Genomic DNA, 25,619 nt, shown 5'->3' on the forward strand with positions numbered 1-25,619 from the left:
CGAGTTACTCCTTGGTGTCTTCGGGTTCTGCCGCAGCCACGTGCTGATTGTCCTCAGCCACGGCGCGCTCGATCAGGGCCGACAGGTGCGCACCCCGCACGACGCTTTCGTCGTAGTGGAAGTGCAATTGCGGCACGCTGCGTAGCTTCATTTCGCGGGCCAGCTGCATGCGCAGGAAACCGGCGGCAGCGTTGAGCACCTTGATGCTTTGCGCGATGTCTTCGGCGTTGTCCTGCCCCATCACGGTGATGAAGATCTTCGCGTGACCGACGTCACGGCTGACTTCCACAGCGGTAATGGTGACCAGGCCGACGCGCGGGTCTTTGACTTCACGACGGATCAGCTGGGCCAGCTCACGCTGCATCTGATCGCCGATACGTTGGGTACGGCTGTATTCTTTTGCCATGATTTGTTACCTGTTACTGCCCTGCGGTGAAACCCGCAAGGTCTGAAAGCGGCAAACGCCCGGCCTGACAAAAGCCAGACCGGGCGTTGCGTTTAGAGTCCTGACGCCGTGCCGCGCACTTGCATGCGGCGGCCCGACGTGGCCCTTGAAGTGCGCGAGTCAGAGGCTGCGAGCAACCTGAACCTTCTCGAAGACTTCGATCTTGTCGCCGACTTTGACGTCGTTGTAGCTCTTCACGCCGATACCGCATTCCATGCCGGCACGTACTTCGGAAGCGTCATCCTTGAAGCGGCGCAGGGATTCCAGCTCGCCTTCGAAGATCACGATATCTTCACGCAGTACACGGATCGGACGGTTACGGTGCACAACACCTTCGATCACCATGCAACCAGCGATCGCGCCAAACTTCGGCGAACGGAACACGTCACGGACTTCGGCCACACCGAGGATGTTCTCGCGAACGTCGCTGCCAAGCATACCGGTCAGGGCTTTCTTGACGTCTTCGATGATGTCGTAGATCACGTTGTAGTAACGCATGTCCAGACCTTCCTGCTCGACGATCTTCCGGGCGCCGGCATCGGCACGCACGTTGAAGCCGAACAGTACAGCGTTGGAAGCCAGTGCCAGGTTGGCGTCGGATTCGGTGATACCACCGACACCGCCACCGACCACGCGCACTTGCACTTCGTCGTTGCCCAGGCCGTTCAGAGCGCCCTGCAAGGCTTCCAGCGAACCACGGACGTCGGATTTGAGGACGATGTTGAGCGTCTTCTTCTCTTCCTGGCCCATGCTTTCGAAGATGTTTTCCAGCTTGCCGGCGTGAGCGCGAGCCAGTTTGACTTCGCGGAACTTGCCTTGACGGAACAGAGCCACTTCACGGGCTTTCTTCTCGTCGGCAACCACGCTCATTTCGTCGCCGGCGTCAGGCGTACCGTCCAGGCCGAGGATCTCGACCGGAATGGCCGGACCCGCTTCCTTGATCGGCTTGCCGTTCTCGTCGAGCATGGCGCGCACGCGGCCATAGTTCGAGCCGACCAGCACCATGTCGCCTTGACGCAGCGTACCGTCCTGAACCAGAACGGTCGCCACCGGGCCACGGCCCTTGTCGAGACGCGATTCAACCACGACACCGCGGCCAGGAGCCGAAGGAGTGGCGGTCAGCTCGAGAACTTCAGCCTGCAGCAATACAGCTTCAAGCAGCTCGTCGACGCCGGTACCCATCTTCGCCGAAACCGGCACGAATGGAGTGTCGCCACCCCAGTCTTCAGAGGTCACGCCGTGAGCCGACAGTTCGCTGCGGATGCGATCGAGATCAGCACCCGGCTTGTCGATCTTGTTCACCGCAACCACCAGCGGAACGCCGGCAGCAACAGCGTGCTGAACGGCTTCGATGGTTTGTGGCATCACGCCGTCGTCCGCCGCAACCACCAGGATCACGATGTCGGTCGCCTTGGCACCACGGGCACGCATGGCGGTAAACGCGGCGTGACCAGGGGTGTCGAGGAAGGTGACCATGCCGCGTTCGGTTTCAACGTGGTATGCACCGATGTGCTGGGTGATACCGCCGGCTTCGCCAGCAGCTACCTTGGCACGACGGATGTAGTCGAGCAGCGAGGTCTTACCGTGGTCAACGTGACCCATTACGGTCACGACCGGCGCACGAGGAACCGCTTCACCTTCGAACTTCAGGGACTCGGCCAGGGAATCTTCCAGGGCGGTGTCGCTGACCAGGGTCACTTTGTGGCCCAGTTCTTCTGCGACCAGCTGGGCAGTTTCCTGATCCAGTACCTGGTTGATGGTGGCCGGGGTGCCCAGCTTGAACATGAATTTGATGATTTCGGCAGCCTTGACCGACATCTGCTGGGCGAGATCGCCAACAGTGATGGTTTCGCCGATCTTCACTTCACGCACGACAGGGCCGGTCGGGCTCTGGAAACCGTGGGCGTTGCGTTTCTTCAGCTTGGCCTTGCCGCGACCGCCGCGACGGAAGCCATCGCTTTCTTCGTCGGTAGTGCGTGGCGCCACACGTGGAGCCGGAGCCTTTTCCTTGACCGATGCGCGATGCGGAGCGTTTTTGCGCTCGCCATCACCACCGCCACGACGGTTGTTGTCGTCAGCACGTGGTTTGTCCGGACGGCGCTGTTCGTCACGCTTGCGAGTGTCGGCAGCTGGCGCAGCAGCCACAACCGGCGCAGCTTCGCGCACTGGTTCGGCCACTGGAGCAGGGGCAGCGACGGCTTCGGCAGGAGCGGACGGCGCAGCAGGCTGGCGACGCGCTTCTTCTTCGGCGCGAACGCGGGCTTCTTCTTCAGCCTTCTGACGGGCAGCATTTTCTACTGCGCGACGTTCATCCAGTTCACGCTTGCGCTCGGCTTCGATTTCTTCCGGGCTACGCTGTACGAAAACTTTCTTCTTGCGGACTTCAACGCTGATGCTTTTGCTGCCAGCCACACGCAGGGTGCTGGTGGTTTTACGCTGCAGCGTGATCTTGCGTGGTTCTTCCACTTTCGCCTTGTGGCTGCTTTTCAAGTGGGTCAGCAGGGATTGCTTCTCACTGTCAGTCACATTTTCTTCGGCGGCGGTGTGCGGCAGACCTGCCTCACGCATCTGCTGCAACAGGCGCTCTACCGGTGTTTTGACCTCATCGGCCAGTTGTTTCACCGTGACTTGCGTCATGCACTTCTCTCCTCAGGCCGCGCCTAATTACTCGAACCAGTGGGCTCGGGCGGCCATGATCAACTTGCCGGCACGATCATCGTCAATGCCGTCGATGTCGAGCAGATCGTCAATAGACTGCTCGGCCAGGTCTTCGCGGGTAATTACGCCGCGCACCGCCAGTTCCATCGCCAAATCCTTGTCCATACCCTCAAGCGAGAGCAGGTCTTCGGCCGGATGGGCGTCTGCCAGCTTTTCCTCAGTAGCGATGGCTTTGGTCAACAAGCGATCCTTGGCACGAGCGCGAAGCTCGTTGACGATGTCTTCGTCAAAGCCGTCGATGTTGAGCATTTCTTCCAACGGTACGTAGGCAATCTCTTCCAGGCTGGTGAAGCCTTCGTCTACCAGCACCTGAGCCAGTTCTTCGTCGACTTCCAGCTCGTCGATGAAGTTGCGCAGGATGTCGCCGGTTTCCGCTTGTTGCTTAGCCTGGATGTCCGATTCGGTCATCACGTTCAGGGTCCAGCCAGTCAGCTGGCTCGCCAGACGCACGTTCTGACCACCACGACCGATGGCCTGAGCCAGATTGTCTGCGCCAACGGCGATGTCCATGGCATGGGCATCTTCGTCAACGATGATGGCCGCCACTTCTGCCGGCGACATGGCATTGATCACGAACTGTGCCGGGTTGTCGTCCCACAGGACGATATCGACACGCTCGCCACCCAACTCGCCCGACACGGCCTGGACGCGCGAACCGCGCATACCGATGCACGCGCCTTGCGGGTCGATGCGTTTGTCCTTGGAGCGGACAGCGATCTTGGCGCGCGAACCCGGATCACGGGAAGCGGCCATGACTTCGATCAGACCTTCAGCGATTTCCGGCACTTCGATACGGAACAGCTCGATCAGCATTTCCGGCGCGGTACGCGACAGGATCAGCTGAGGGCCGCGGTTCTCGGTGCGGATTTCCTTGAGCAGCGCACGCAGACGCACGCCAACACGGAAGGTTTCGCGAGAAATGATGTCTTCACGGGCCAGCAACGCTTCAGCGTTATTACCCAGGTCGACGATCACGTTGTCGCGGGTCACTTTCTTCACGGTGCCGGAGATGATTTCTCCCAGGCGCTCGCGATAAGCGTCAACCACTTGAGCGCGCTCGGCTTCGCGCACTTTCTGCACGATGACCTGCTTGGCGGTCTGCGCAGCGATGCGGCCGAACTCGATGGACTCGATCTTTTCTTCAACGACGTCGCCAACCTTGGCGCCAGGATGCGTTTCAGCAACCTTGCTAGGCCAGGTTTCGATAGCCGGATCATCGAGATCATTCTCTTCGACGACCGTCCAGCGACGGAAAGTTTCGTAAGAACCGGTGTGGCGATTGATTTCCACACGCAGATCAACTTCGTCTTCAAAACGCTTTTTGGTAGCAGTGGCCAGAGCCAGCTCCAGCGCTTCAAAAATCACGCTTGCCGGTACACCCTTTTCATTGGATACCGACTCAACAACCAGCAGTACTTCTTTGCTCATCGTACGCCTCGCCTTTCGCAAGCCATTGGATCCGCGGGATCCGCGTCTCAGTCAAAACTGGGAATAATGTTGGCCTTGTCGATCATATCGATCGGCAACAGGAACTCATGGTCATCTACCTGCACCACGACGTCCTGCTCTTCTACACCGCGCAGAAGGCCCTGAAAGTTGCGTCGACCTTCAAAAGGCGAGCGCAGCTTGATCTTCACTTGTTCACCGACATATTTGGCAAACTGCTCAAGAGTGAACAGTGGGCGTTCCATGCCTGGCGAGGAAACTTCAAGGGTGTATTCAACGGAGATCGGATCTTCAACATCCAGCACACCGCTGATCTGACGGCTGACGATGGCACAATCGTCCACCAGTACGCCGCCTTCCTTATCGATATAAACGCGCAACATTGAGTGGCGACCTTGAGCCGAAAACTCAATACCCCAGCATTCATAGCCTAGGGCCACGACCACCGGGGCCAGCAAGGCCTGCAACTCTTCTAGCTTGCTCGACACCTGAACCCCCTCGTGCATGTATGTGCATGCTATGCAAAATAAAAAAATGGGCGAAACGCCCATCCTTGAAACGCCGTCGAACAGCGGCGTTGAAAGTGTCCAGCTAACAAAAAGCCCCTTAAAAGGGGCTCCTTAAACTGGTTGCGGGGGCCGGATTTGAACCGACGACCTTCGGGTTATGAGCCCGACGAGCTACCAGACTGCTCCACCCCGCGACAAAGCTGGGGCGGAAGTATACGACCGATCCCTTTTAGGGTCAATGTAACCTTCCACCTGCAAGAAAGCCCGCAACAGCGGGCTCTCCTGACTAATTGGTACCGAGAAGGGGACTCGAACCCCTACACCCTATGGGCACAACCACCTCAAGGTTGCGTGTCTACCAATTCCACCACCTCGGCAATACTACGTTTGAAACCCTTCTTACTTCTGCTCTTGAGCTGGAGGTACGTCAGTCGCTGGAGTAGCCGACTTTTGCTCTTGAAGCACCGGGACATCATCAGAAGCCGGCTGTTGCTTTGGAACTTCCAACACTGCCGGGTTTGGCAAACCTGCTTGAGTCAGCTGATGAGCCTTCTCTTTAGCAAAGTATCCTAACCCCAAGCTGGTTATGAAGAAACCGGCGGCAAGTATAGCAGTAAACTTACTAAGAAAGGTAGAGGAACCTTGGCTTCCGAACACAGTATTTGAAGCACCTGCTCCGAAAGACGCGCCAGCGTCCGCACCTTTACCCTGCTGCAGCAAAACCAGAGCAACTACGCCCAATGCACCCAGCAGATGAAAAACGACTACGACTGTTTCCAGCATTTTTTCAGTTTCCCGCGGCGCGACAAATCGCACCGAACTCATCTGCATTCAGGGAAGCTCCACCAATGAGCCCCCCATCGATATCCGGCATGCCGAACAGTTCGACCGCATTGGCCGCCTTCACGCTGCCGCCGTATAGAAGCCGCACACCTCGTGCCACTTCAGAATTCTCTGCCGCCAACTGCTCGCGAATGGCTTTATGCACATCCTGAGCCTGTTGCGGCGTTGCAGTCAGCCCGGTACCAATCGCCCAGACCGGCTCGTAAGCGATCACTGCGTTGGCAAAAGCACCGACACCCAGCTCCTCGATGATACTGCCTAGCTGACGCCCGACAACCTCAAGAGTCTTTCCGGCTTCGCGCTGCTCCAGGGTCTCCCCTACACACAACACCGGAATCAAGCCACATGCCTGTGCCGCTGCGAACTTGCGATTCAGCATTCCGTCTCGCTCGCCCATGATCTGGCGGCGTTCGGAGTGCCCGACAAGCACCAGGGAACAACCTGCATCCACCAACTGACTCGGCGCAATCTCGCCCGTCAATGCACCTTGCATGGACTCCACCGCAGAATTCTGCGCACCGACCGAAATCGATTTGCCTTTCAAGCCATCAATCACTTGATTGATATACAAGCAAGGCGGGAATACCGCGACATCAACACCGCTTGGCAAGGCCAGATGACGAAGGCCGTTGATCAGCTCAGCGACGCTGGCGCGGGTACCGTGCATCTTCCAGTTACCAGCTACCATAGGGCGACGCATGCTGTACCTCGTCGGTCAAAGTGGGCGCAGATGTTACCCAACACAATCATGGCTGGCAAGCCGAATCAGGCAGAAACTTCAGTTACCAGTTTTGCCAGTTCTTCGGCATAGCCACGAACCTGGATTTCGTCCTCGCCTTCGACCATCACACGTACCAGAGGCTCTGTCCCGGACTTGCGCAAAAGCACACGCCCGCGCCCCGCCATAGCCTGGGTTACGCGTGCGCTCGCCTCCTTGACAGCCGGGTGCTCCAGCGGGCTGTCGCCACCGCCGAAGCGCACGTTGATCAGCACTTGAGGACACTTACGCAGGGCCTGACGAGTTTGCGCCAGACCTTCGTTGCGTGTTTTCAACGCCATCAGCACCTGCAACGCCGCAATGATCGCATCGCCAGTCGTCGTGTGATTGAAGCAAACGACATGTCCGGAGTTCTCGCCCCCGACCAGCCAATCGCGCTCCAGCAACTCGGCAATCACATAGCGGTCGCCGACATTTGCACGCACAAAAGGAATACCCAGATCCGCCAGAGCCAACTCCAGGCCCAGATTGCTCATCAGCGTACCGACCACACCGCCCTGCAATTTGCCTCGCTCATGCAGATCGCGCGCGATGATGAAAATCAGCTCGTCACCATCGACTATCGCCCCGGTGTGGTCGACCATCAGCACCCGATCACCATCACCGTCGAAGGCGATACCCAGATCCGCATGCTCGGACAACACCGCCGCCTGCAATTGCCCCATGTGCGTGGAGCCACAGTTGTCGTTGATATTCAGACCATTGGGCTGCGCGGACAGAACCACAACTTCGGCACCCAGCTCACGGAATACGCTCGGCGCGACCTTGTAGGTAGCTCCGTGCGCGCAGTCGATGACAATCTTCAGTCCGGAAAAACTGGTGCCGGTCGGCACAGAGCTCTTGCAAAACTCGATATAGCGACCGGACGCATCATTGATTCGCGACACCTTGCCAATCTTGCTCGACTCTACAACAGTCATTGGCGTATCTAGCAATTCCTCGATCATCAGTTCCAGCTCATCGGGCAGCTTGGTGCCTTTGCCGGAGAAAAACTTGATGCCGTTATCGTCATGCGGATTGTGCGATGCACTGATCACGATTCCGGCCTCAGCCTGGAATGTACGCGACAGGTAGGCGATGGCCGGAGTCGGCATCGGACCGAGCAGCATTACATCGGCGCCCGCAGATGTCAGACCAGCCTCAAGGGCCGATTCAAACATGTAGCCGGAAATTCGCGTGTCCTTGCCGACCAGTACCTTGCAGGCCCCCATCTTGCGAAAGGCCATACCGGCAGCCCAGCCGAGCTTGAGCATGAAGTCCGGAGTGATCGGGTATTCCCCGACGCGACCACGAATCCCGTCGGTACCAAAATATTTCTTGCTCATAAGTGCTCCATCATTCTTATTCGGCTGATTCCACGGCTGCGAGCATTCGCACCACGTCCACCGTTTCTGCCACATCATGGACGCGCAATATACGCGCACCTTTCACCGATGCCAGTGCAGCCAGTGCCAAACCGCCATACAGACGCTCACCCACAGGGCGATTCAATGCATGGCCGATCATGCTTTTGCGCGAAACGCCCACCAATAGCGGCCGCCCCAACGCATGCAGGGCTTCCATATGCTTGAACAAGCTTAGATTGTGCTGCAGGGTTTTGGCGAAGCCGAAGCCCGGATCAAGAATGATCCGCTCGGCCGGAATGCCTGCCTCCTCGCACTGGGCCATGCGTTCGGCAAGAAACTCACCCACTTCCCGGGTGACATCCTGATAACGCGGATCATCCTGCATGTCGCCAGGCTCGCCGAGCATGTGCATCAGGCACACGGGCAATCCCGTGGCCGCCGCCGCATCAAGCGCGCCATCCCGCCGTAGCGAACGAACGTCGTTGATCAAGCCAGCACCCAAACGCGCCGTTTCGCGCATGACCGCCGGAGTGGACGTATCGACCGATATGACCACATCCAGTTCGCGATTTATAAGCTCGACGACGGGAGCTACGCGCTCCAGCTCCTCCAACGGAGAAACCGCCCGCGCGCCCGGGCGGGTCGACTCGCCGCCCACATCGATCAGCGTTGCACCCGCCGCAACCATGGCTTCGGCATGACGCAAGGCCGCGTCGAGCTGGCTGTATCGGCCACCGTCGGAAAAAGAATCAGGAGTGACATTGAGAATGCCCATGACATGCGTCCGGGCCAAATCAAGAACCCGGTTGCCGCAAGGCAACCGGGTCAGGGACTGTACAGAAGTCATTTCAAACCTTAAACGTCGGCAGCCGGACCGCCAATCGGTGTTTCCGGACGCTCGCCCTGAATGACAGGTGGCGTGCCAGTACCGGTGCCACCCGACCAATCGCGAGGCTCGCGAGGTGTACGACCGGCCATGATGTCGTCGATCTGCTCGGCATCGATCGTCTCGTACTTCATCAGCGCATCCGCCATGGCATCGAGCTTGTCGCGGTTGTCCGTGAGGATCTGCTTGGCCGTGCCGTAGCACTGATCAATGATGCTGCGCACTTCGGAGTCGATCAGCTTGGCTGTCTCACCGGAGAAGCTGGCATTCTGACCGCCACCGCCGCGACCGAGGAATACTTCACCCTCTTCTTCTGCGTACATCAACGGACCGAGTTTTTCCGACAGCCCCCACTTGGTCACCATATTCCGCGCAATCTGACTCGCACGCATGATGTCGTTGGAGGCACCCGTGGTTACACCGTCAAAGCCCAAAGTCATCTCTTCGGCAATACGGCCGCCGTACAGCGAGCAGATCTGACTGATCAGCGCACGCTTGGACAGGCTGTAGCGATCTTCTTCCGGCAGGAACATGGTCACACCGAGTGCACGACCGCGCGGAATGATCGACACCTTGTAGACCGGATCATGCTCGGGCACGACACGACCAACAATGGCGTGGCCTGCTTCGTGATAAGCGGTGTTCTGTTTTTCCTTCTCCGACATGACCATGGATTTGCGCTCGGCGCCCATCATGATCTTGTCTTTGGCCAGTTCGAATTCTTTCATTTCGACGATGCGCTTGCCGGCACGGGCAGCAAACAGCGAAGCCTCGTTGACCAGGTTTGCCAGGTCGGCGCCGGAGAAACCCGGAGTACCACGTGCGATAACAGCCGGAGCAACGTCATCACCCATCGGCACTTTACGCATGTGAACCTTGAGGATCTGCTCGCGACCACGGATGTCCGGCAAGCCGACCACCACCTGACGGTCGAAACGACCCGGACGCAGCAAAGCAGGGTCCAGCACGTCAGGACGGTTGGTCGCGGCGATGACGATGATGCCGTCATTCATTTCGAAACCGTCCATCTCCACCAGCAACTGGTTGAGAGTCTGTTCGCGCTCGTCGTGACCGCCGCCCATACCGGCGCCACGATGGCGACCAACGGCGTCAATCTCGTCGATGAAGATAATGCATGGAGCGTGCTTCTTGGCCTGTTCGAACATGTCACGAACACGGCTCGCACCAACACCGACGAACATTTCGACGAAGTCAGAACCGGAAATGGTGAAGAACGGGACCTTGGCTTCGCCGGCAATCGCCTTGGCCAGCAAGGTCTTACCGGTGCCCGGAGGACCAACCATCAGCACGCCGCGAGGAATGCGGCCGCCCAGGCGCTGGAACTTGCCCGGATCACGGAGGAATTCGACCAGCTCGCCAACCTCTTCCTTGGCTTCGTCGCAACCGGCAACGTCAGCCAAAGTGGTTTTCACCTGATCCTCGGACAGCAGACGCGCCTTGCTCTTGCCGAAGCTCATCGGCCCGCCCTTGCCGCCCGCGCCGCCCTGCATCTGGCGCATGAAGAACATGAACACCGCGATGATCACCAGGATCGGGAAGCTGGCCACCAGAAGCTGGGTCCAGATACTTTGCTGCTCAGGCTGCTTGCCTTCGACCACGACGTGGTTGTCGACCAGGTCGCCGATCAGGCCATTGTCCTGAATTGCCGGACGAATGGTCTTGAAGCTGTCGCCGTCGTTGCGCTTGCCGGTAATCACGTAGCCGTCGACGGCCACGCGCTCGACCTTGCCATCCTTGACCTGCTGGATGAAGTCGGAATAGTTGAGGGTCTGCGGCTCGTTAGGGCTGGAGAAGTTGTTCATCACCGTCACCAGGACTGCCGCGATGATCAACCACAGGATCAGATTCTTTGCCATATCGTTCAATTAACTACCCTCTGAAGCAAGCTCCGCTACTGGCGCGCGCTTCGCATGATATTCACCGGCCTAACTTACTACATTACCTACAGCTCTGGCAGGCGCCGTCTGTAACCCTTTGTGAAACACTTTCTACACAATATTCGCTTATGCGCGCGGGGCGAAATACGAAAAACCTATCACCCCGCCAAAAAACCTCGTTTTACTCGCTACGACCGCGGTAGCCCCAAGCCAGCATGTACTGCTCGCGAGAGCTGCCACGAGAGGAGTCCGGCTTGATCATCTGGATCTTGTCGAACTTCTTGCGAGCATCCTTCAGGTAAACATCGAACCCTTCGCCCTGAAAAATCTTGATCACGAAATTGCCACCCGGCTTGAGGATCCGTTCCGCCAGATCAAGCGCCAGCTCGCAAAGAAACATGGCTTTTGGCATATCCACTTCAGGCGTACCACTCATATTGGGGGCCATATCGGAAATCACAAGGTCCACCTGCGAATTACCCACAGCCTCAAGGATCTGAGCGAGCACTGCATCCTCGGTGAAGTCACCCTGGATGAAAGTCACGTCCGGAATGCTGTCCATTTCCAGGATGTCCGAGGCGATCAGTCGCCCCTGACCACCGATCAGGCGGCTGGTGACCTGCGACCAGCCGCCAGGCGTCGCGCCGAGGTCGACGACGTTCATGCCCGGACGGATCAGTTTGTATTTCTCCTGGATCTCCAGAAGCTTGTAACTCGCACGCGAGCGGTAGCCATCCTTCTGCGCTTGCTTCACATAGGGATCATTGACATGTCTTTTCAGCCAACCAAGGCTTGTCTTGGAACGCGCCATTGGGCACCTCGTTGATTAGGGTCGTGATTAATTGGGCGGATCCACGAGCCCTCGGGTAAAATGGCCGCCATTTTACAGAATCCAGACGAAAGGGTCAGATTATGCCGCTCACTCCAGAGCAGAAGAAACAGTACAAATCCATTGGCCACCACCTGAAACCAGTTCTGACTGTGGCTGACAACGGTTTGACTGAGGGTGTTTTAGCCGAACTCGAACGCGCATTGGCAGATCACGAGCTGATCAAGATCAAGCTCAACATCCTCGATCGCGAGGCGCGCCTGGCGTCCGTTGCAGAGCTGTGCAAGACCGGCAAGGCCGATCTGGTTCAAGTCATCGGCAAGATGGCACTGATTTACCGCAAGAACTTCAGCGTCAACAAGCAGCTGTCGAACGTCCATCGCTTCAAGTGATGGCAAGGGTCAAGGGTGTGCTTCGCGCACCCTGCCACTCCATCCCGGCACCGGCTGCAATACCAGCACCAATCCGGAAAAACCCAATACTAGAAAGCTGAACACCTGCCAGCGCTGCGCATCTGGCCAGCCGACACGCACTGCGACAAACATCGCACACGCATACAACGCCATCAGCAACACCTGCCCGCGAAAATCCCGCCATAGACTGGCAAGGCCCTCGGTCTGTATCAGCACCAAAGCCTGAAATATCACGCACGCGACGGCAAAACCCACCACCGCCACTTCAAACGTACTTGCAACCTCATCGATCAGCAGCGGAGCCAGGCCAATTTGACCCAGCACCGGCCGCAGACCGAGATGTACCAACCACAGGCCACCGACCCACAACATCTGGGCCAGTTGCCAGAGCATCGCGCCCGCATGCAGCGGGCGCCCACCCTCAGATGTGAAGGACTTTGACAATCTCGTACTCGATATCGCCACCTGGCGTTTTCACGACGACCGTATCGCCCTCTTCCTTGGCAATCAAGGCGCGAGCGATCGGCGAGCCGACCGAAATCTTGCCGAGTTTGATGTCCGCCTCATCCTCACCCACGATCTGGTAAGTCACGCTTTCATCAGTCTCGACGTTGGCGATTTCGACGGTAGTGCCGAAAATCACTTTGCCGGTGTGCGGAATGGTCGTCACGTCAATGATCACCGCATTCTGCAGGCGACCTTCGATGTCACGGATCCGCGCCTCGACCATGCCTTGCTGTTCGCGCGCAGCATGGTATTCAGCGTTTTCTTTCAAATCACCCAACTCGCGGGCCGTACCGATGTCCTGGCTGAGCTTCGGACGAACGACCTTGGTCAGGTGAGCATGCTCTTCTTCCAGGGCCTTGGAGCCCTGGACGGTCATTGGGTATTTATTCATGCCTTCAATCCTGCGTGTAGATCCTGCAAGCGGCGTACGGTCTTCTCGGGACCGAACTTCAGCGCTTCGCAGATAGCTTCGCCAGCAGCAATGGTGGTTGTGCAGTAAATCTTGTGCTGCAAGGCGTTACGGCGAATGGAATAGGAATCGGCGATCGACTGACGACCTTCGGTGGTGTTGATGATCAGGGTGACTTCGTCATTCTTGATCATGTCGACCACGTGCGGACGACCCTCGGTCACCTTGTTCACGCGACGCACTTTCAGACCTGCGGCTTCGATCAGCTTGGCAGTGCCGGCAGTGGCGACGACTTCGAAGCCCAAGTTGATCAGATCACGGGCCACGCCTGCAACCAGTGGCTTGTCATCGTCGCGCACGCTGATGAATGCGGTACCGCCGGTCGGCAGCACTTCGCTGGCGCCCATCTGGGCTTTGGCAAAGGCTTCGCCGAAGGTGTCGCCGACGCCCATCACTTCACCGGTGGACTTCATCTCTGGGCCGAGGATCGGGTCAACGCCAGGGAACTTGGCGAACGGGAATACCGCCTCTTTCACGCTGTAGAAGTTCGGGATGATTTCCTTGGTGAAGCCGATTTCCTTCAGGGTTTTACCGGCCATCACGCGAGCCGCGACCATTGCCAGGGAAATACCGATGCACTTCGACACGAACGGTACGGTACGGGAAGCACGCGGGTTGACTTCGATGACGTAGATGTCCTCGCCTTGCAGCGCCAACTGAACGTTCATCAGGCCGACCACGCCCAGCTCCAGGGCCATTTTCTTGACCTGTTCGCGCATCTCGTCCTGGATGTGCGCCGGCAGCGAGTACGGCGGCAGCGAGCACGCGGAGTCACCGGAGTGAACGCCCGCCTGTTCGATGTGCTGCATGATCGCGCCGATCACCACGTCCTTGCCGTCGCAGACCGCATCCACGTCCATCTCGATGGCGCAGTTGAGGAAGTGGTCGAGCAGCACCGGGCTGTCGTTCGACACTTGAACCGCGTCACGCAGGTAACGCTTGAGTTCTTCTTCCTTGTAGACGATTTCCATCGCCCGGCCGCCCAGTACGTAGGACGGACGCACCACCAGCGGGTAACCGATCTTCGCGGCAGCGCGAACGGCTTCGTCTTCGCTGCGCACGGTGGCATTTGGCGGCTGACGCAGGTTCAGGCGCTCAACCATTTGCTGGAAGCGCTCACGGTCTTCGGCACGGTCGATGGCGTCAGGGCTGGTGCCGATGATCGGCACGCCGGCCGCTTCCAGAGCACGAGCCAGCTTCAGAGGCGTCTGGCCGCCGTACTGGACAATCACGCCTTTCGGCTTCTCGACGCGGCAGATTTCCAGCACGTCTTCCAGGGTCACTGGTTCGAAGTACAGACGATCGGAAGTGTCGTAGTCAGTGGAAACGGTTTCGGGGTTGCAGTTGACCATGATGGTCTCGTAACCGTCATCGCGCAGCGCCAGTGCCGCGTGTACGCAGCAGTAGTCGAACTCGATGCCCTGACCGATACGGTTCGGGCCACCGCCGAGGATGATGATCTTGTCACGACCGGACGGCGCGGCTTCGCACTCTTCCTCGTAGGTCGAGTACAGGTAGGCGGTGTCGGTGGCGAACTCGGCCGCGCAGGTGTCGACGCGCTTGTAAACCGGGAACACTTCCAGCTTGTGGCGGTGAGTACGCAGGTTCTTCTCGGTGACGCCCAGCAGCTTGGCCAGACGCTGGTCGGAGAAACCCTTGCGCTTGAGCTTGTACATCAGATCGCGGTCGATAGCGGACAGACCGAGGGTCTTGACCTTCTCTTCGTCCTTGATCAGATCTTCGATCTGCACCAGGAACCACGGATCGATCATGTTCATGCCGAAGATTTCTTCGACGGTCATGCCGGCGCGGAAAGCGTCCGCCACGTACCAGATACGCTCGGCGCCCGGCACGGTCAGTTCGCGCTTGAGCACGCTCATGCTTTCCGGGTTGCTCAGGTCGACTTTCTCGTCCAGACCGCAAACACCCACTTCCAGACCGCGCAGGGCTTTCTGCAGGGATTCCTGGAAGGTACGGCCGATGGCCATGACTTCACCGACCGACTTCATCTGAGTGGTCAGGCGCGCGTCAGCGTTGGCGAACTTCTCGAACGCGAAGCGCGGCAGCTTGGTCACGACATAGTCGATGGACGGCTCGAAGGACGCCGGGGTACGGCCGCCGGTGATGTCGTTCTGCAGTTCGTCGAGGGTGTAACCGACGGCCAGCTTGGCCGCGATCTTGGCGATCGGGAAACCGGTGGCTTTCGAGGCCAGAGCCGACGAGCGGGATACACGCGGGTTCATCTCGATCACGACCATGCGGCCGGTGTCCGGGCAGATACCGAACTGAACGTTGGAACCACCGGTCTCGACGCCGATCTCGCGCAGTACCGCCAGCGAGGCGTTACGCAGGATCTGGTATTCCTTGTCGGTCAGGGTCTGAGCCGGGGCAACAGTGATCGAGTCACCGGTGTGCACGCCCATCGGGTCGAAGTTTTCGATCGAGCAGACGATGATGCAGTTGTCCTTTTTGTCGCGGACAACTTCCATTTCATATTCTTTCCAGCCGATCAGCGATTCGTCGATCAGCAGTTCCTTGGTTGGCGACAGGTCCAGACCACGGGCGCAGATTTCTTCGAACTCTTCACGGTTGTAAGCGATACCGCCACCGGTGCCGCCCATGGTGAAGGACGGACGGATGATGCACGGGAAGCCCAGGCGCTCGAGCACCGCGTTGGCTTCTTCCATGCTGTGGGCGATACCGGAACGCGGGCATTCCAGGCCGATGGCCTTCATCGCCTTGTCGAAACGCGAACGGTCTTCAGCCTTGTCGATGGTGTCGGCGTTGGCACCGATCATCTCTACGCCGAACTTCTCCAGAACGCCTTCGCGCTCCAGGTCCAGGGCGCAGTTCAGAGCAGTCTGGCCGCCCATGGTTGGCAGCACGGCATCCGGACGCTCTTTTTCGATGATCTTGGCAACGGTCTGCCACTTGATCGGCTCGATGTAGGTGGCGTCGGCCATGTCCGGGTCGGTCATGATGGTGGCCGGGTTGGAGTTCACCAGGATGACGCGGTAACCCTCTTCGCGCAGGGCTTTGCAAGCCTGGGCGCCGGAGTAGTCGAATTCGCAGGCCTGGCCGATAACGATCGGGCCAGCGCCGAGAATCAGGATGCTTTTAATGTCTGTACGTTTTGGCATGGGTTTGTCACTCAAATCCGCAGGTCAGTCGGCAAGCCGTCTTGATCGATTTCTGAAGTCCCGAGGGGGCCGCCGGTTCCGGGGCCGCCCTCGAGGGGCTTCTCGCTACAGTCTCAAGGCGAGCGCTTAGCGTCGCTTGGCCATCTCGTTGATGAAGCGGTCAAACAGGGGGGCCACATCGTTCGGGCCCGGGCTCGCTTCAGGGTGACCCTGGAAGCTGAACGCGCTCTTGTCGGTACGCTCGATGCCTTGCAGGGTGCCGTCGAACAGCGATTTATGGATCGCGCGGACGTTGGCTGGCAGGGTCGCTTCGTCAACCGCAAAACCGTGGTTCTGGCTGGTGATCATCACGACGCCAGTGTCCAGATCCTGAACCGGGTGGTTGGCACCGTGGTGGCCGTGGCCCATTTTCAGGGTCTTGGCGCCAGAGGCCAGAGCCAGCAGCTGGTGACCGAGGCAGATGCCGAAGACCGGAATTTCGGTTTCCAGCACTTCCTTGATGGCCTTGATTGCGTAGTCGCAAGGCTCCGGGTCACCAGGGCCGTTGGACAGGAACACGCCGTCCGGCTTCAGAGCCAGCACGTCGGCAGCCGGGGTTTGCGCCGGAACCACGGTCACCCGGCAACCGCGCTCGACCAGCATGCGCAGGATGTTGACCTTGACGCCGTAGTCGTAGGCAACCACGTGGTATGGCAGCTCGGAGGCTTCGATGGTCGCGTGGCTGTCGGTTTTCAGATCCCAGACAGTGGAGCGCCATTCGTATTGGGTCTTGGTGCTGACGACTTTCGCCAGATCCATGCCCTTCAGGCCCGGGAAGCCTTGCGCAGCGGCGATGGCCGCCTCTTCGGAGATGTTGTCGCCGGCCATGATGCAGCCGTTCTGTGCGCCTTTTTCACGCAGGATGCGGGTCAGGCGGCGGGTGTCGATACCGGCGATCGCCACAACATTGTTGGCTTTCAGGTAATCGGACAGGGACATCGTGTTACGCCAGTTGCTCGCTACCAGCGGCAGGTCACGGATGACCAGGCCAGCGGACCAGACGCGGTCGGACTCGGCGTCTTCCGGCGTGGTGCCGGTGTTGCCGATGTGCGGGTAAGTCAGGGTAACGATCTGTTGGGCGTAGGAAGGATCGGTAAGGATTTCCTGATAGCCGGTCATTGCGGTGTTGAACACCACCTCACCAACGGTCTGACCGTCGGCTCCAATGGCTTCGCCGCGAAAAATGCTGCCATCAGCAAGGGCGAGTATGGCTGGCTTAGTCAAGAAGACCTCCCGTAAATAACGCATGAAAGGGCAATCGCAGGTTGTAAAAAAGCGGAGTGACGTATGGACACGTCACCCCGCTTCTTCACTGAATTATTCTGCGCGCTTTTAGTGGACACACTAAAGCTGTAGCTTACAGAAAAAGGGATTTTTGGTCTACCGCCAATGAGCCTGAAAGGCCGGAGAATGCGACAGGGCGTCGCTCAGCGGATTGAAACCGGCACAAACAGGGCGTTTGCGCCGGATTCAGAACATCTCAATGCAGGTCGAGCACGTCCTGCATGTCGTACAAACCAGGCTCGCGAGCATCCAGCCACAACGCCGCACGCACCGCGCCCTTGGCGAACGTCATGCGGCTCGAAGCCTTGTGTGTGATCTCCAGGCGCTCACCTTCGCAAGCAAACAGCACCGTGTGATCACCCACCACATCACCACCGCGAACAGTGGCGAAACCGATGGTTTCACGCTCACGGGCACCGGTGTGACCTTCACGACCATAGACCGCGACTTTCTGCAGATCACGATCCAGCGCATTGGCGATCACTTCACCCATGCGCAGGGCCGTGCCCGATGGCGCATCGATCTTGTGGCGGTGATGGGCCTCAATGATTTCGATGTCCGCATCTTCCGCCAACACCCGTGCCGCCATGTCGAGCAGCTTCAGCGAAAGGTTGACGCCGACACTGAAGTTGGCGGCGAACACGATCGGAATATCCTTGCCCGCCTCGGCCAACAACTGCTTCTGCGCAGCATCCAGACCAGTCGTGCCAATCACCATCGCCTTGCCGGCCTTGCGGCAGAAGGCCAGGTTTTTCAGCATGACTTCCGGCAGGGTGAAGTCGATCAACACATCGAACTCTTCCGCCACCGATTCCAGATTGCCGGACAACGGCACGCCGATTCGACCGAGCGAAGCCAGCTCACCGGCATCCACGCCGATCAGCGTACTGCCAGGACGGACAATCGCAGCCGTCAAACCGGTCAGCGGCGCGCGCTGCTGCACCGCCTCGACCAGAATCTTGCCCATGCGCCCGGCAGCGCCCATCACAGCTATACGTCGCATGCCGACTCCTTACAGATCGCCGAAGAAGCGTTTTACACCGTCGAACCAACCGGTAGTTTTCGGGGAATGGCTGTTGTCGTCCGCCAGGGAGCTGCGGAACTCTTCCAGCAATTCACGCTGACGGCGGTTCAGGTTGACCGGCGTCTCGACGGCCACACGGCACATCAGGTCGCCCGCACCACCGCCACGCACCGGCGCAACGCCCTTGCCGCGTACGCGGAACTGCTTGCCGGTCTGAGTCCCTTCCGGAATCTTCAGTTTGACGCGACCATCGAGGGTCGGAATTTCCAGCTCGCCACCCAGGGCTGCGTCGACAAAGCTGATCGGCACTTCGCAGAAGAGGTGCTTGCCGTCACGCTGGAAGATGTCGTGTTCGCGGACGTTGATCACCACGTACAGGTCGCCGGTCGGACCACCCTGAGTGCCCGCTTCGCCTTCGCCGGACAGACGAATGCGGTCACCAGTATCGACACCGGCCGGCACTTTCACGGAGAGGGTTTTGTACTCTTCGACGCGACCGTCGCCGTGGCAGGAATCGCACGGATCGGAAATGATCTTGCCCTGGCCATGACAGCGCGGGCAGGTCTGCTGCACCGAGAAGAAGCCTTGCTGCATACGCACCTGACCGATGCCGCCGCAAGTCGGGCAAGTCGATGGCGACGAGCCTTTCTTGGCGCCCGAACCGTCGCATGGTTTGCAATTGACCAGCGTCGGAACGCGGATATTCACGGTCGTACCGCGTACCGCTTCTTCCAGGTTCAGCTCCAGGGTGTAACGCAAATCGCTGCCGCGCTGAGCGCCGCCACGGGAGCCGCCGCGACCGCCACCGAAGAAGTCACTGAAGACATCACCGAAGATGTCGGAGAAGTTCTGACCGCCGAAGCCTGCACCGCCGCCACCCATGCTCGGGTCGACGCCGGCATGACCGTACTGATCGTACGCTGCACGCTTGCTGGAATCGGACAGCACTTCGTAGGCTTCGTTGGCCTCCTTGAACAGATCTTCTGAAGCCTTGTCACCGGGATTACGGTCCGGGTGGTGCTTCATCGCCAGACGGCGATAGGCCTTTTTCAGGTCTGCTTCGCTTGAGCCGCGCTCAACACCCAACACTTCGTAATAGTCACGCTTAGCCATAAGTTCTTCATACTCTTGAGGACGTTCGGCAAACCCCTCCTGAGCTTCGCCAAACTCGTTGAGCCCCAATACAGGCCCGGACCCAACTCACGTCAATTCAACGATCCTGGTCTTTGGTTCATGCGGTATTTACGGCGCGAAAAGCAGGAGCATTCCCGGCCATACCGCCAACACACGAAGCTTGTCGCATGCTGTAAAAATTCGCGTATTCCAGATACGCCAACGCGGGAGCAAGCTCCCGCGCGGCGACATCCTACCAGTCACCGCCGCAAGGCAGTCAACCGGGCGACCAACAACTTACTTGTGGTCTTTGACTTCTTCGAACTCGGCATCGACAACATCGTCAGCCTTCTCAGCCGATTCGCCTTGCGGTGCCGCGCCTTCAGCAGGCTGAGCCTGTTCGGCGTACATCTTCTGGGCAACCGGCGCAGAGACTTTCGACAGCTCTTCAACCTTGGCGTCGATGGCAGCCTTGTCGTCGCCTTTGACGGCGGCTTCCAGGGCAACCACAGCCGCTTCGATTGCAGTCTTCTCTTCTGCAGTCACTTTGTCGCCAGCGTCAGCGATCATCTTGCGAGTCGAGTGAACCAGTGCGTCACCCTGGTTACGGGCAGCGGCCAGCTCTTCGAACTTGCGGTCTTCCTCGGCGTTCAGCTCGGCGTCGCGCACCATTTTCTGGATTTCTTCATCCGACAGACCAGAGTTGGCCTTGATGGTGATCTTCTGCTCTTTGCCGGTCGCCTTGTCCTTCGCACCTACGTGCAGGATGCCGTTGGCGTCGATGTCGAAGGTCACTTCGATCTGCGGAACGCCACGTGGAGCTGGTGGAATGTCGGCCAGATCGAACTTGCCCAGGGACTTGTTCTGTGCGGCTTGCTTGCGCTCGCCTTGCAGGACGTGAATGGTCACGGCGCCCTGGTTGTCGTCGGCGGTCGAGAACACTTGCGATTTCTTGGTAGGAATCGTGGTGTTTTTCTCGATCAGCGCGGTCATCACGCCACCCATGGTTTCGATACCCAGGGTCAGCGGGCTGACGTCAAGCAGCAGAACGTCTTTCACGTCACCGGCCAGAACGGCGCCCTGGATCGCAGCACCCATGGCAACAGCTTCGTCCGGGTTCACGTCTTTACGTGCTTCTTTACCGAAGAAATCGGTAACTGCCTTCTGCACCAGAGGCATACGAGTCTGACCACCAACCAGAATCACGTCGTTAATTTTGCTGACGTCGATACCGGCGTCCTTCAGAGCAATACGGCATGGCTCGATGGTACGGTTCACCAGATCTTCGACCAGCGACTCGAGCTTGGCACGAGAGATCTTCACGTTCAGGTGCTTAGGACCAGTCGCGTCTGCTGTGATGTACGGCAGGTTGACGTCGGTCGATTGCGAAGAAGACAGCTCGATCTTGGCTTTCTCAGCGGCTTCTTTCAGACGCTGCAAGGCCAGAGGATCGTTCTTCAGGTCCATGCCGGACTCTTTCTTGAACTCGTCGACGAGGTAGTCGATCAGGCGCATGTCGAAGTCTTCACCACCCAGGAAGGTGTCACCGTTGGTGGCCAGCACTTCGAACTGGTGCTCGCCGTCAACTTCAGCGATTTCGATCACGGAAACGTCGAAAGTACCACCACCCAGGTCGTAAACGATCACGGTGTGATCGCCCTTGGCCTTGTCCATGCCATAAGCCAGAGCGGCTGCGGTTGGTTCGTTGATGATACGTTTTACGTCCAGACCGGCGATGCGACCAGCATCTTTAGTCGCCTGACGCTGACTGTCGTTGAAGTAGGCCGGAACGGTGATCACCGCTTCGGTCACTGCTTCGCCGAGGTAGTCTTCGGCGGTCTTCTTCATCTTTTTCAGGACTTCGGCGCTGATTTGCGGCGGAGCCATCTGCTTGCCGGAAGCCTCGACCCAGGCGTCACCGTTGTTGGCCTTGACGATCTTGTAAGGCACCAGCTTGATGTCTTTCTGTACAACTTCTTCGTCGAAGCGGCGGCCAATCAGGCGCTTCACTGCGAACAGTGTGTTGTGCGGGTTGGTCACAGCCTGACGCTTGGCCGACTGACCGACCAGGATTTCGCCATCGTTGGCATAAGCGATGATCGACGGCGTAGTACGCGCGCCTTCAGCGTTTTCAATAACTTTGGCTTTGCCGTTTTCCAGCACGGAGACGCAGGAGTTGGTAGTCCCCAGGTCGATACCGATAATTTTGCCCATGTTCACTCTCCCGAAACTTTGGATTTTTTTGCCGCAGCAGTGGTGGCTGACTGCGGTAATACTTAAACGCTTGACTTGTAAATGGGGGCCTTGCGGCTAATTTCAAGCCTTCTCGTCAATCGAAGGCGAAACTGGCGCCGGCGCCTTGCTGACCACAACCATCGCCGGACGCAGCAGGCGACCGTTGAGCTGGTAGCCCTTCTGGAACACCTTCAGAATGCTGTTCGGCTCCAGGACATCACTTTCCTGCATGGCCATTGCCTGGTGCTCCACGGCGTTGAACGGTTCGCCTTCCTGCGGGCTTACAGCGACAAGCTGGTAGCGCGTGAGGGTGTCGTGAAACATTTTCAGGGTCAGCTCGATGCCTTCGCGCATCGGACGGATGCTTTCGTCATCCGGGCTCGACAGCTCGAGGCCGCGCTCCAGGCTGTCGACGATCGGCAGCAGGTCGCCGGCGAATTTTTCCAGCGCAAACTTGTGCGCCTTTTCGACATCCTGCTCGGCACGGCGGCGGACGTTCTGCAGATCGGCAGCTACGCGCAGCGATTGATCCTGCGCGGCGGCCAATTGCTCTTCGAGCACTTGTACACGGGTCGCCAGGTCATCACCCGAAGTCTCGGGCGCCTGATTGGCTTCTGGGTTTTGCGTATCTACTGTCTGTTCGTCAGCCATGGAATTCTCCTTTCAATATCGTCCGCGAGTTCGATTCGCGCTTCTGCCCCGGTATATGGGGCCGCAAAATCAGGCTTCAAGGGCTGACAACGATTAACCCTACAAAAAAGTGCTGCATTGGCATTCCTGCGTGCGACAAGCATTTGATCGGATCATCCCCATTGAGCCGAGCGAGGGCATTGTCAGCTCGAAACAAAACACTGTATAAATAACCAGACCTAAAGTTTGGGAGCGGCCTTTATGCTGGTGCACCTGTCCGTACACAACTACGCCATCGTTGAACATCTCGATCTCGAGCTCGATCGCGGCATGAGCGTGATTACCGGGGAAACCGGCGCCGGCAAATCGATCATGCTCGACGCCCTGGGCCTGACGCTCGGTGATCGCGCCGACAGCGGCGTGGTGCGACCGGGCGCCGACAAGGCCGATATCCTGGCGACCTTCGATCTGGCCGATATTCCCGAGGCCAGTACCTGGCTGGCGGAACGCGACCTGGAAACCGACGGTCCGTGCATCCTGCGTCGAGTCATCACTTCCGAAGGTCGCTCACGCGGCTATATAAATGGCACCCCCTGCCCGCTCGGCGATCTCAAGGCGCTCGGCGAGCTGCTGATCGACATCCACAGCCAGCACGAACACCAATCCCTGCTCAAGACCGATACCCACCGGCGCCTGCTCGACGAGTACGCCGGGGCGACCGATCTGGCGCGCCAGGTACATCTGGCAGCCCAGCGCTGGCGCCAGACTCGCCAGGAGCTGGAGCGCCTTTCCAACTCCGGCGACGAACAGCGCGCGCGCCATCAGTTGCTCAGCTACCAGCTCGAAGAACTGGAAAACCTCGGCCTCGGAGAAAACGAGCTGGAAGAACTGGAGCAGGAACACAAGAACCTGACCAACGCCGAAACCCTGCTCGGCATCTGCCGACAAGTGGTCGAGCAATGCAGCGAAAGCGATTCCGGCAACGTTTTGAATGCCCTGACGGCCAGCCTCAATAGACTGTCGAGCGTGAACAACTCGGTCGGCGCGCTGGGTGAAGCGAGCAGCCTGCTGACCAGTGCGCAGATCCAGGTCGAAGAAGCCGTCGGCGAACTCAATCGCTTTCTCGACAACTTCGATGCCGACCCGGCGCGCCTGCAATATCTGGAAGAACGTCTGGACTCCATCTACACGCTGGCACGCAAACACCGCATTCAGCCAACTGAAGTGGCGGAGATGCAGCAGAAGCTGCTCGACGAGATCGAAGCGCTGGACGCCAACGATGAATCCATCGAACGCCTCGCCGAGGAACTCGCATCCTATGCCCGCCATTATCAGGAAAAGGCCCGGGAGCTGAGCGAGCTGCGTCATCAGGCAGCCGGCAGTCTGGCAAGCGCGGTGGAGCAGGAGATTCAACGTCTGGGCATGCCCGGCGGGCGCTTCACCATCGAATTGCGCGCCAACAACAGCAGTGAGCTGCAACCCAATGGTCTGGAACAAGTCGAGCTGCTGGTCAGCGCCAACCCGGGCCAACCCTTGAAGGCCTTGGCCAAAGTGGCGTCCGGCGGTGAATTGTCACGGATCAGCCTGGCCATCCAGGTGATTACCGCCCAGACCTCTCGCGTACCGACATTGGTATTCGACGAAGTGGACGTGGGGATTGGCGGTCCAACGGCTGAAATCGTCGGTCAACTGTTGCGCCGCCTCGGAGATCGCGGACAGGTACTGACGGTCACGCACTTGCCGCAAGTCGCGGCTCAGGGGCATCAGCATCTGTTCGTGCATAAAGTACGCGGCGAGCAGGCGACTCATACGGCCGTTTCGAAGCTGAGCAAGAATGACCGCATAGAAGAAGTCGCACGCATGCTTGGCGGCATCGATCTGACCAAAGAGTCTTTGGCGCACGCGAAAAAGATGGTCGTCACCGCAAAGGTTTAAGCACGCCAGAAAGCACGAAGGCGACCCTTGGGTCGCCTTCGCTCGTTTCGCGAACCTGAAATTCGCGCGACATGCTTACTTTTTGTTGCGTACGTACAGTACGAGATTGTGATCAACCATCTCGTAACCGTGCTTCTCGACGATCGCCTTCTGAAGCTTTTCGATTTCTTCGTCGAAGAATTCGATGACTTCGCCCGACTCCACGTTAACCATATGGTCGTGGTGGCCACCGTCGGCCAATTCGAATACCGCGTGGCCGCCGTCGAAGTTGTGACGGACCACGAGGCCAGCCGCTTCGAACTGGGTCAGAACACGGTAGACCGTGGCCAGACCGACGTCCTCGCCAGCTTCCATCAACGCCTTGTAGACGTCCTCGGCACTCATGTGACGCTGCTCTGTAGAGTCGAGCATTTGCAGGATCTTGACCCGTGGCAGGGTCACTTTGAGGCCGGCTTTGCGTAGTTCGCTATTTTCAACCATGGTCAGCTTTCTCGCGATGCTGCTTCGCAGCTTCTCTTAATGCGGGTATGATCGGCGTTTACGTTGTCCCAGCCAAGATAGTGGAAGTCGCCCACCGATGCAAAACACCAAGCTCTTGCTAACCAGTTTCACCTTTGTGGGACTGCTCGCACTCGCCGGTTGTTCATTCCCCGGGGTTTACAAAATCGACATCCAGCAGGGCAATGTCGTCACGCAGGACATGATAGACCAGTTACGCCCGGGAATGACCCGGCCGCAAGTACGGTTTATCATGGGCAACCCTCTGCTTGCCGACACGTTCCACGCCAACCGCTGGGATTATCTGTACAGCCTGCAACCTGGTGGCGGTGAGCGCCAACAGGAACGCATGAGTGTCATTTTCGACTCGAATGACCGCCTCGTCAGCCTGTCCGGTGACTTCATGCCGGGCGTCAGCCGTGATGAAGCAATTCTCGGCAAGGACAGCGGCACCAGCGTGACCGCTCCTGCTGAAAACACCGAACAGCCGAAACCGGAACAACCGGCCAAGCCTGGCTCCTTGCTGGATCAGATCCAGAAGGACGTCGATGGTGTGGAAACCGTTCCGGTTCCAACGCCAGAACCGCTGGACACCTCGCCGCAATAAATTGCGACGCAATAAAAAACCCGGAAA

22 protein-coding genes and 2 tRNA genes are annotated in these 25,619 nt (G+C 58.6%); 3 read left to right on the forward strand and 21 right to left on the reverse strand.

The features are described 5' to 3' along the window. Window positions 1–4 precede the first annotated feature (4 nt). The 12 genes from rbfA to rlmE form a co-directional block, all read right to left on the reverse strand. Window positions 5–406 carry a 30S ribosome-binding factor RbfA gene (rbfA, locus tag CAF80_RS05115; RefSeq protein ID WP_007953741.1) on the reverse strand — a complete coding sequence of 134 codons (402 nt, stop codon included), beginning with the start codon at window positions 404–406 and terminating at the stop codon, window positions 5–7. Between the two features lie 159 nt (window positions 407–565). Next, window positions 566–3,082: a translation initiation factor IF-2 gene (gene infB / locus CAF80_RS05120; protein ID WP_064593340.1), complete on the reverse strand. Its 2,517-nt coding sequence runs from the start codon at window positions 3,080–3,082 to the stop codon at window positions 566–568. A gap of 27 nt (window positions 3,083–3,109) precedes the next feature. After that, window positions 3,110–4,591: a transcription termination factor NusA gene (gene nusA / locus CAF80_RS05125; RefSeq protein WP_003221546.1), complete on the reverse strand. Its 1,482-nt coding sequence runs from the start codon at window positions 4,589–4,591 to the stop codon at window positions 3,110–3,112. A 47-nt stretch (window positions 4,592–4,638) separates the two neighbouring features. After that, the gene (gene rimP / locus CAF80_RS05130; RefSeq protein WP_039769696.1) at window positions 4,639–5,097 is read right to left on the reverse strand and encodes a ribosome maturation factor RimP; all 459 of its coding nucleotides are present in this window, start codon (window positions 5,095–5,097) and stop codon (window positions 4,639–4,641) included. Window positions 5,098–5,235: 138 nt separating this feature from the next. Next, window positions 5,236–5,312: transfer RNA gene (locus CAF80_RS05135), tRNA-Met, on the reverse strand. 97 nt (window positions 5,313–5,409) lie between these two features. Further along, window positions 5,410–5,495: transfer RNA gene (locus CAF80_RS05140), tRNA-Leu, on the reverse strand. A 22-nt stretch (window positions 5,496–5,517) separates the two neighbouring features. Next, entirely contained in the window at window positions 5,518–5,901 is a 384-nt protein-coding gene (gene secG, locus CAF80_RS05145; protein WP_011332406.1) for a preprotein translocase subunit SecG, read from the reverse strand. 4 nt (window positions 5,902–5,905) lie between these two features. Then, a complete protein-coding gene (gene tpiA, locus CAF80_RS05150) occupies window positions 5,906–6,661 on the reverse strand; it encodes a triose-phosphate isomerase (RefSeq protein WP_007953744.1) in 756 nt (251 codons plus the stop codon). Window positions 6,662–6,726: 65 nt separating this feature from the next. After that, entirely contained in the window at window positions 6,727–8,064 is a 1,338-nt protein-coding gene (gene glmM / locus CAF80_RS05155; RefSeq protein WP_039769173.1) for a phosphoglucosamine mutase, read from the reverse strand. A gap of 16 nt (window positions 8,065–8,080) precedes the next feature. Beyond that, a complete protein-coding gene (gene folP, locus CAF80_RS05160; RefSeq protein ID WP_074691907.1) occupies window positions 8,081–8,932 on the reverse strand; it encodes a dihydropteroate synthase in 852 nt (283 codons plus the stop codon). 8 nt (window positions 8,933–8,940) lie between these two features. Further along, entirely contained in the window at window positions 8,941–10,848 is a 1,908-nt protein-coding gene (gene ftsH, locus CAF80_RS05165) for an ATP-dependent zinc metalloprotease FtsH (RefSeq protein WP_011332403.1), read from the reverse strand. Window positions 10,849–11,050: 202 nt separating this feature from the next. Beyond that, window positions 11,051–11,680 (reverse strand): 23S rRNA (uridine(2552)-2'-O)-methyltransferase RlmE, encoded by a 630-nt coding sequence (gene rlmE / locus CAF80_RS05170; protein WP_074691910.1) that lies wholly within the window; start codon window positions 11,678–11,680, stop codon window positions 11,051–11,053. 101 nt (window positions 11,681–11,781) lie between these two features. Between rlmE and CAF80_RS05175 the strand changes: the two genes are divergently transcribed. Further along, entirely contained in the window at window positions 11,782–12,090 is a 309-nt protein-coding gene (locus CAF80_RS05175; protein WP_007953753.1) for a YhbY family RNA-binding protein, read from the forward strand. 9 nt (window positions 12,091–12,099) lie between these two features. Here CAF80_RS05175 and CAF80_RS05180 read toward each other — a convergent pair whose 3' ends face one another. The 8 genes from CAF80_RS05180 to grpE form a co-directional block, all read right to left on the reverse strand. After that, complete coding sequence (locus CAF80_RS05180; RefSeq protein ID WP_039769166.1) at window positions 12,100–12,504, reverse strand: hypothetical protein; 405 nt, start codon at window positions 12,502–12,504, stop codon at window positions 12,100–12,102. A 28-nt stretch (window positions 12,505–12,532) separates the two neighbouring features. Then, window positions 12,533–13,009 (reverse strand): transcription elongation factor GreA, encoded by a 477-nt coding sequence (greA, locus tag CAF80_RS05185; RefSeq protein WP_039769164.1) that lies wholly within the window; start codon window positions 13,007–13,009, stop codon window positions 12,533–12,535. Beyond that, a complete protein-coding gene (gene carB, locus CAF80_RS05190) occupies window positions 13,006–16,227 on the reverse strand; it encodes a carbamoyl-phosphate synthase large subunit (RefSeq protein ID WP_039769162.1) in 3,222 nt (1,073 codons plus the stop codon). Before carB ends, greA begins: the two co-directional genes overlap by 4 nt. Before the next feature lie 126 nt (window positions 16,228–16,353). Beyond that, entirely contained in the window at window positions 16,354–17,490 is a 1,137-nt protein-coding gene (gene carA / locus CAF80_RS05195) for a glutamine-hydrolyzing carbamoyl-phosphate synthase small subunit (RefSeq protein WP_064593337.1), read from the reverse strand. Between the two features lie 256 nt (window positions 17,491–17,746). Further along, on the reverse strand, window positions 17,747–18,553 hold the full coding sequence (dapB, locus tag CAF80_RS05200) for a 4-hydroxy-tetrahydrodipicolinate reductase (protein WP_007953764.1): 807 nt from the start codon (window positions 18,551–18,553) through the stop codon (window positions 17,747–17,749). A gap of 9 nt (window positions 18,554–18,562) precedes the next feature. Further along, entirely contained in the window at window positions 18,563–19,687 is a 1,125-nt protein-coding gene (gene dnaJ / locus CAF80_RS05205) for a molecular chaperone DnaJ (protein WP_039769159.1), read from the reverse strand. Between the two features lie 297 nt (window positions 19,688–19,984). Continuing rightward, window positions 19,985–21,901 (reverse strand): molecular chaperone DnaK, encoded by a 1,917-nt coding sequence (dnaK, locus tag CAF80_RS05210; protein WP_074691912.1) that lies wholly within the window; start codon window positions 21,899–21,901, stop codon window positions 19,985–19,987. 102 nt (window positions 21,902–22,003) lie between these two features. Then, entirely contained in the window at window positions 22,004–22,573 is a 570-nt protein-coding gene (grpE, locus tag CAF80_RS05215) for a nucleotide exchange factor GrpE (protein WP_039769154.1), read from the reverse strand. A 240-nt stretch (window positions 22,574–22,813) separates the two neighbouring features. Here grpE and recN point away from each other — a divergent pair, with 240 nt between their 5' ends. After that, on the forward strand, window positions 22,814–24,487 hold the full coding sequence (gene recN, locus CAF80_RS05220; protein WP_039769151.1) for a DNA repair protein RecN: 1,674 nt from the start codon (window positions 22,814–22,816) through the stop codon (window positions 24,485–24,487). A gap of 75 nt (window positions 24,488–24,562) precedes the next feature. On the opposite strand, the gene fur is transcribed toward recN, so the two are convergent. Next, on the reverse strand, window positions 24,563–24,967 hold the full coding sequence (fur, locus tag CAF80_RS05225; RefSeq protein WP_039769149.1) for a ferric iron uptake transcriptional regulator: 405 nt from the start codon (window positions 24,965–24,967) through the stop codon (window positions 24,563–24,565). A gap of 97 nt (window positions 24,968–25,064) precedes the next feature. Between fur and CAF80_RS05230 the strand changes: the two genes are divergently transcribed. After that, a complete protein-coding gene (locus CAF80_RS05230; protein ID WP_039769148.1) occupies window positions 25,065–25,592 on the forward strand; it encodes an outer membrane protein assembly factor BamE in 528 nt (175 codons plus the stop codon). The last annotated feature ends 27 nt before the right edge of the window (window positions 25,593–25,619 follow it).

It is taken from the genome of Pseudomonas sp. B34(2017) (assembly GCF_002112915.1).
Classification (GTDB): domain Bacteria; phylum Pseudomonadota; class Gammaproteobacteria; order Pseudomonadales; family Pseudomonadaceae; genus Aquipseudomonas; species Aquipseudomonas pharyngis.

Bases quoted from the DNA above. Each gene is read 5' to 3' on its own strand.
- rbfA (WP_007953741.1), bottom strand. From the start codon at position 406: ATGGCAAAAGAATACAGCCGTACCCAACGTATCGGCGATCAGATGCAG.
- infB (WP_064593340.1), bottom strand. From the start codon at position 3,082: ATGACGCAAGTCACGGTGAAACAACTGGCCGATGAGGTCAAAACACCG.
- nusA (WP_003221546.1), bottom strand. From the start codon at position 4,591: ATGAGCAAAGAAGTACTGCTGGTTGTTGAGTCGGTATCCAATGAAAAG.
- secG (WP_011332406.1), bottom strand. From the start codon at position 5,901: ATGCTGGAAACAGTCGTAGTCGTTTTTCATCTGCTGGGTGCATTGGGC.
- tpiA (WP_007953744.1), bottom strand. From the start codon at position 6,661: ATGCGTCGCCCTATGGTAGCTGGTAACTGGAAGATGCACGGTACCCGC.
- glmM (WP_039769173.1), bottom strand. From the start codon at position 8,064: ATGAGCAAGAAATATTTTGGTACCGACGGGATTCGTGGTCGCGTCGGG.
- folP (WP_074691907.1), bottom strand. From the start codon at position 8,932: ATGACTTCTGTACAGTCCCTGACCCGGTTGCCTTGCGGCAACCGGGTT.
- ftsH (WP_011332403.1), bottom strand. From the start codon at position 10,848: ATGGCAAAGAATCTGATCCTGTGGTTGATCATCGCGGCAGTCCTGGTG.
- rlmE (WP_074691910.1), bottom strand. From the start codon at position 11,680: ATGGCGCGTTCCAAGACAAGCCTTGGTTGGCTGAAAAGACATGTCAAT.
- CAF80_RS05175 (WP_007953753.1), top strand. From the start codon at position 11,782: ATGCCGCTCACTCCAGAGCAGAAGAAACAGTACAAATCCATTGGCCAC.
- CAF80_RS05180 (WP_039769166.1), bottom strand. From the start codon at position 12,504: ATGCTCTGGCAACTGGCCCAGATGTTGTGGGTCGGTGGCCTGTGGTTG.
- greA (WP_039769164.1), bottom strand. From the start codon at position 13,009: ATGAATAAATACCCAATGACCGTCCAGGGCTCCAAGGCCCTGGAAGAA.
- carB (WP_039769162.1), bottom strand. From the start codon at position 16,227: ATGCCAAAACGTACAGACATTAAAAGCATCCTGATTCTCGGCGCTGGC.
- dapB (WP_007953764.1), bottom strand. From the start codon at position 18,553: ATGCGACGTATAGCTGTGATGGGCGCTGCCGGGCGCATGGGCAAGATT.
- dnaJ (WP_039769159.1), bottom strand. From the start codon at position 19,687: ATGGCTAAGCGTGACTATTACGAAGTGTTGGGTGTTGAGCGCGGCTCA.
- dnaK (WP_074691912.1), bottom strand. From the start codon at position 21,901: ATGGGCAAAATTATCGGTATCGACCTGGGGACTACCAACTCCTGCGTC.
- grpE (WP_039769154.1), bottom strand. From the start codon at position 22,573: ATGGCTGACGAACAGACAGTAGATACGCAAAACCCAGAAGCCAATCAG.
- recN (WP_039769151.1), top strand. From the start codon at position 22,814: ATGCTGGTGCACCTGTCCGTACACAACTACGCCATCGTTGAACATCTC.
- fur (WP_039769149.1), bottom strand. From the start codon at position 24,967: ATGGTTGAAAATAGCGAACTACGCAAAGCCGGCCTCAAAGTGACCCTG.
- CAF80_RS05230 (WP_039769148.1), top strand. From the start codon at position 25,065: ATGCAAAACACCAAGCTCTTGCTAACCAGTTTCACCTTTGTGGGACTG.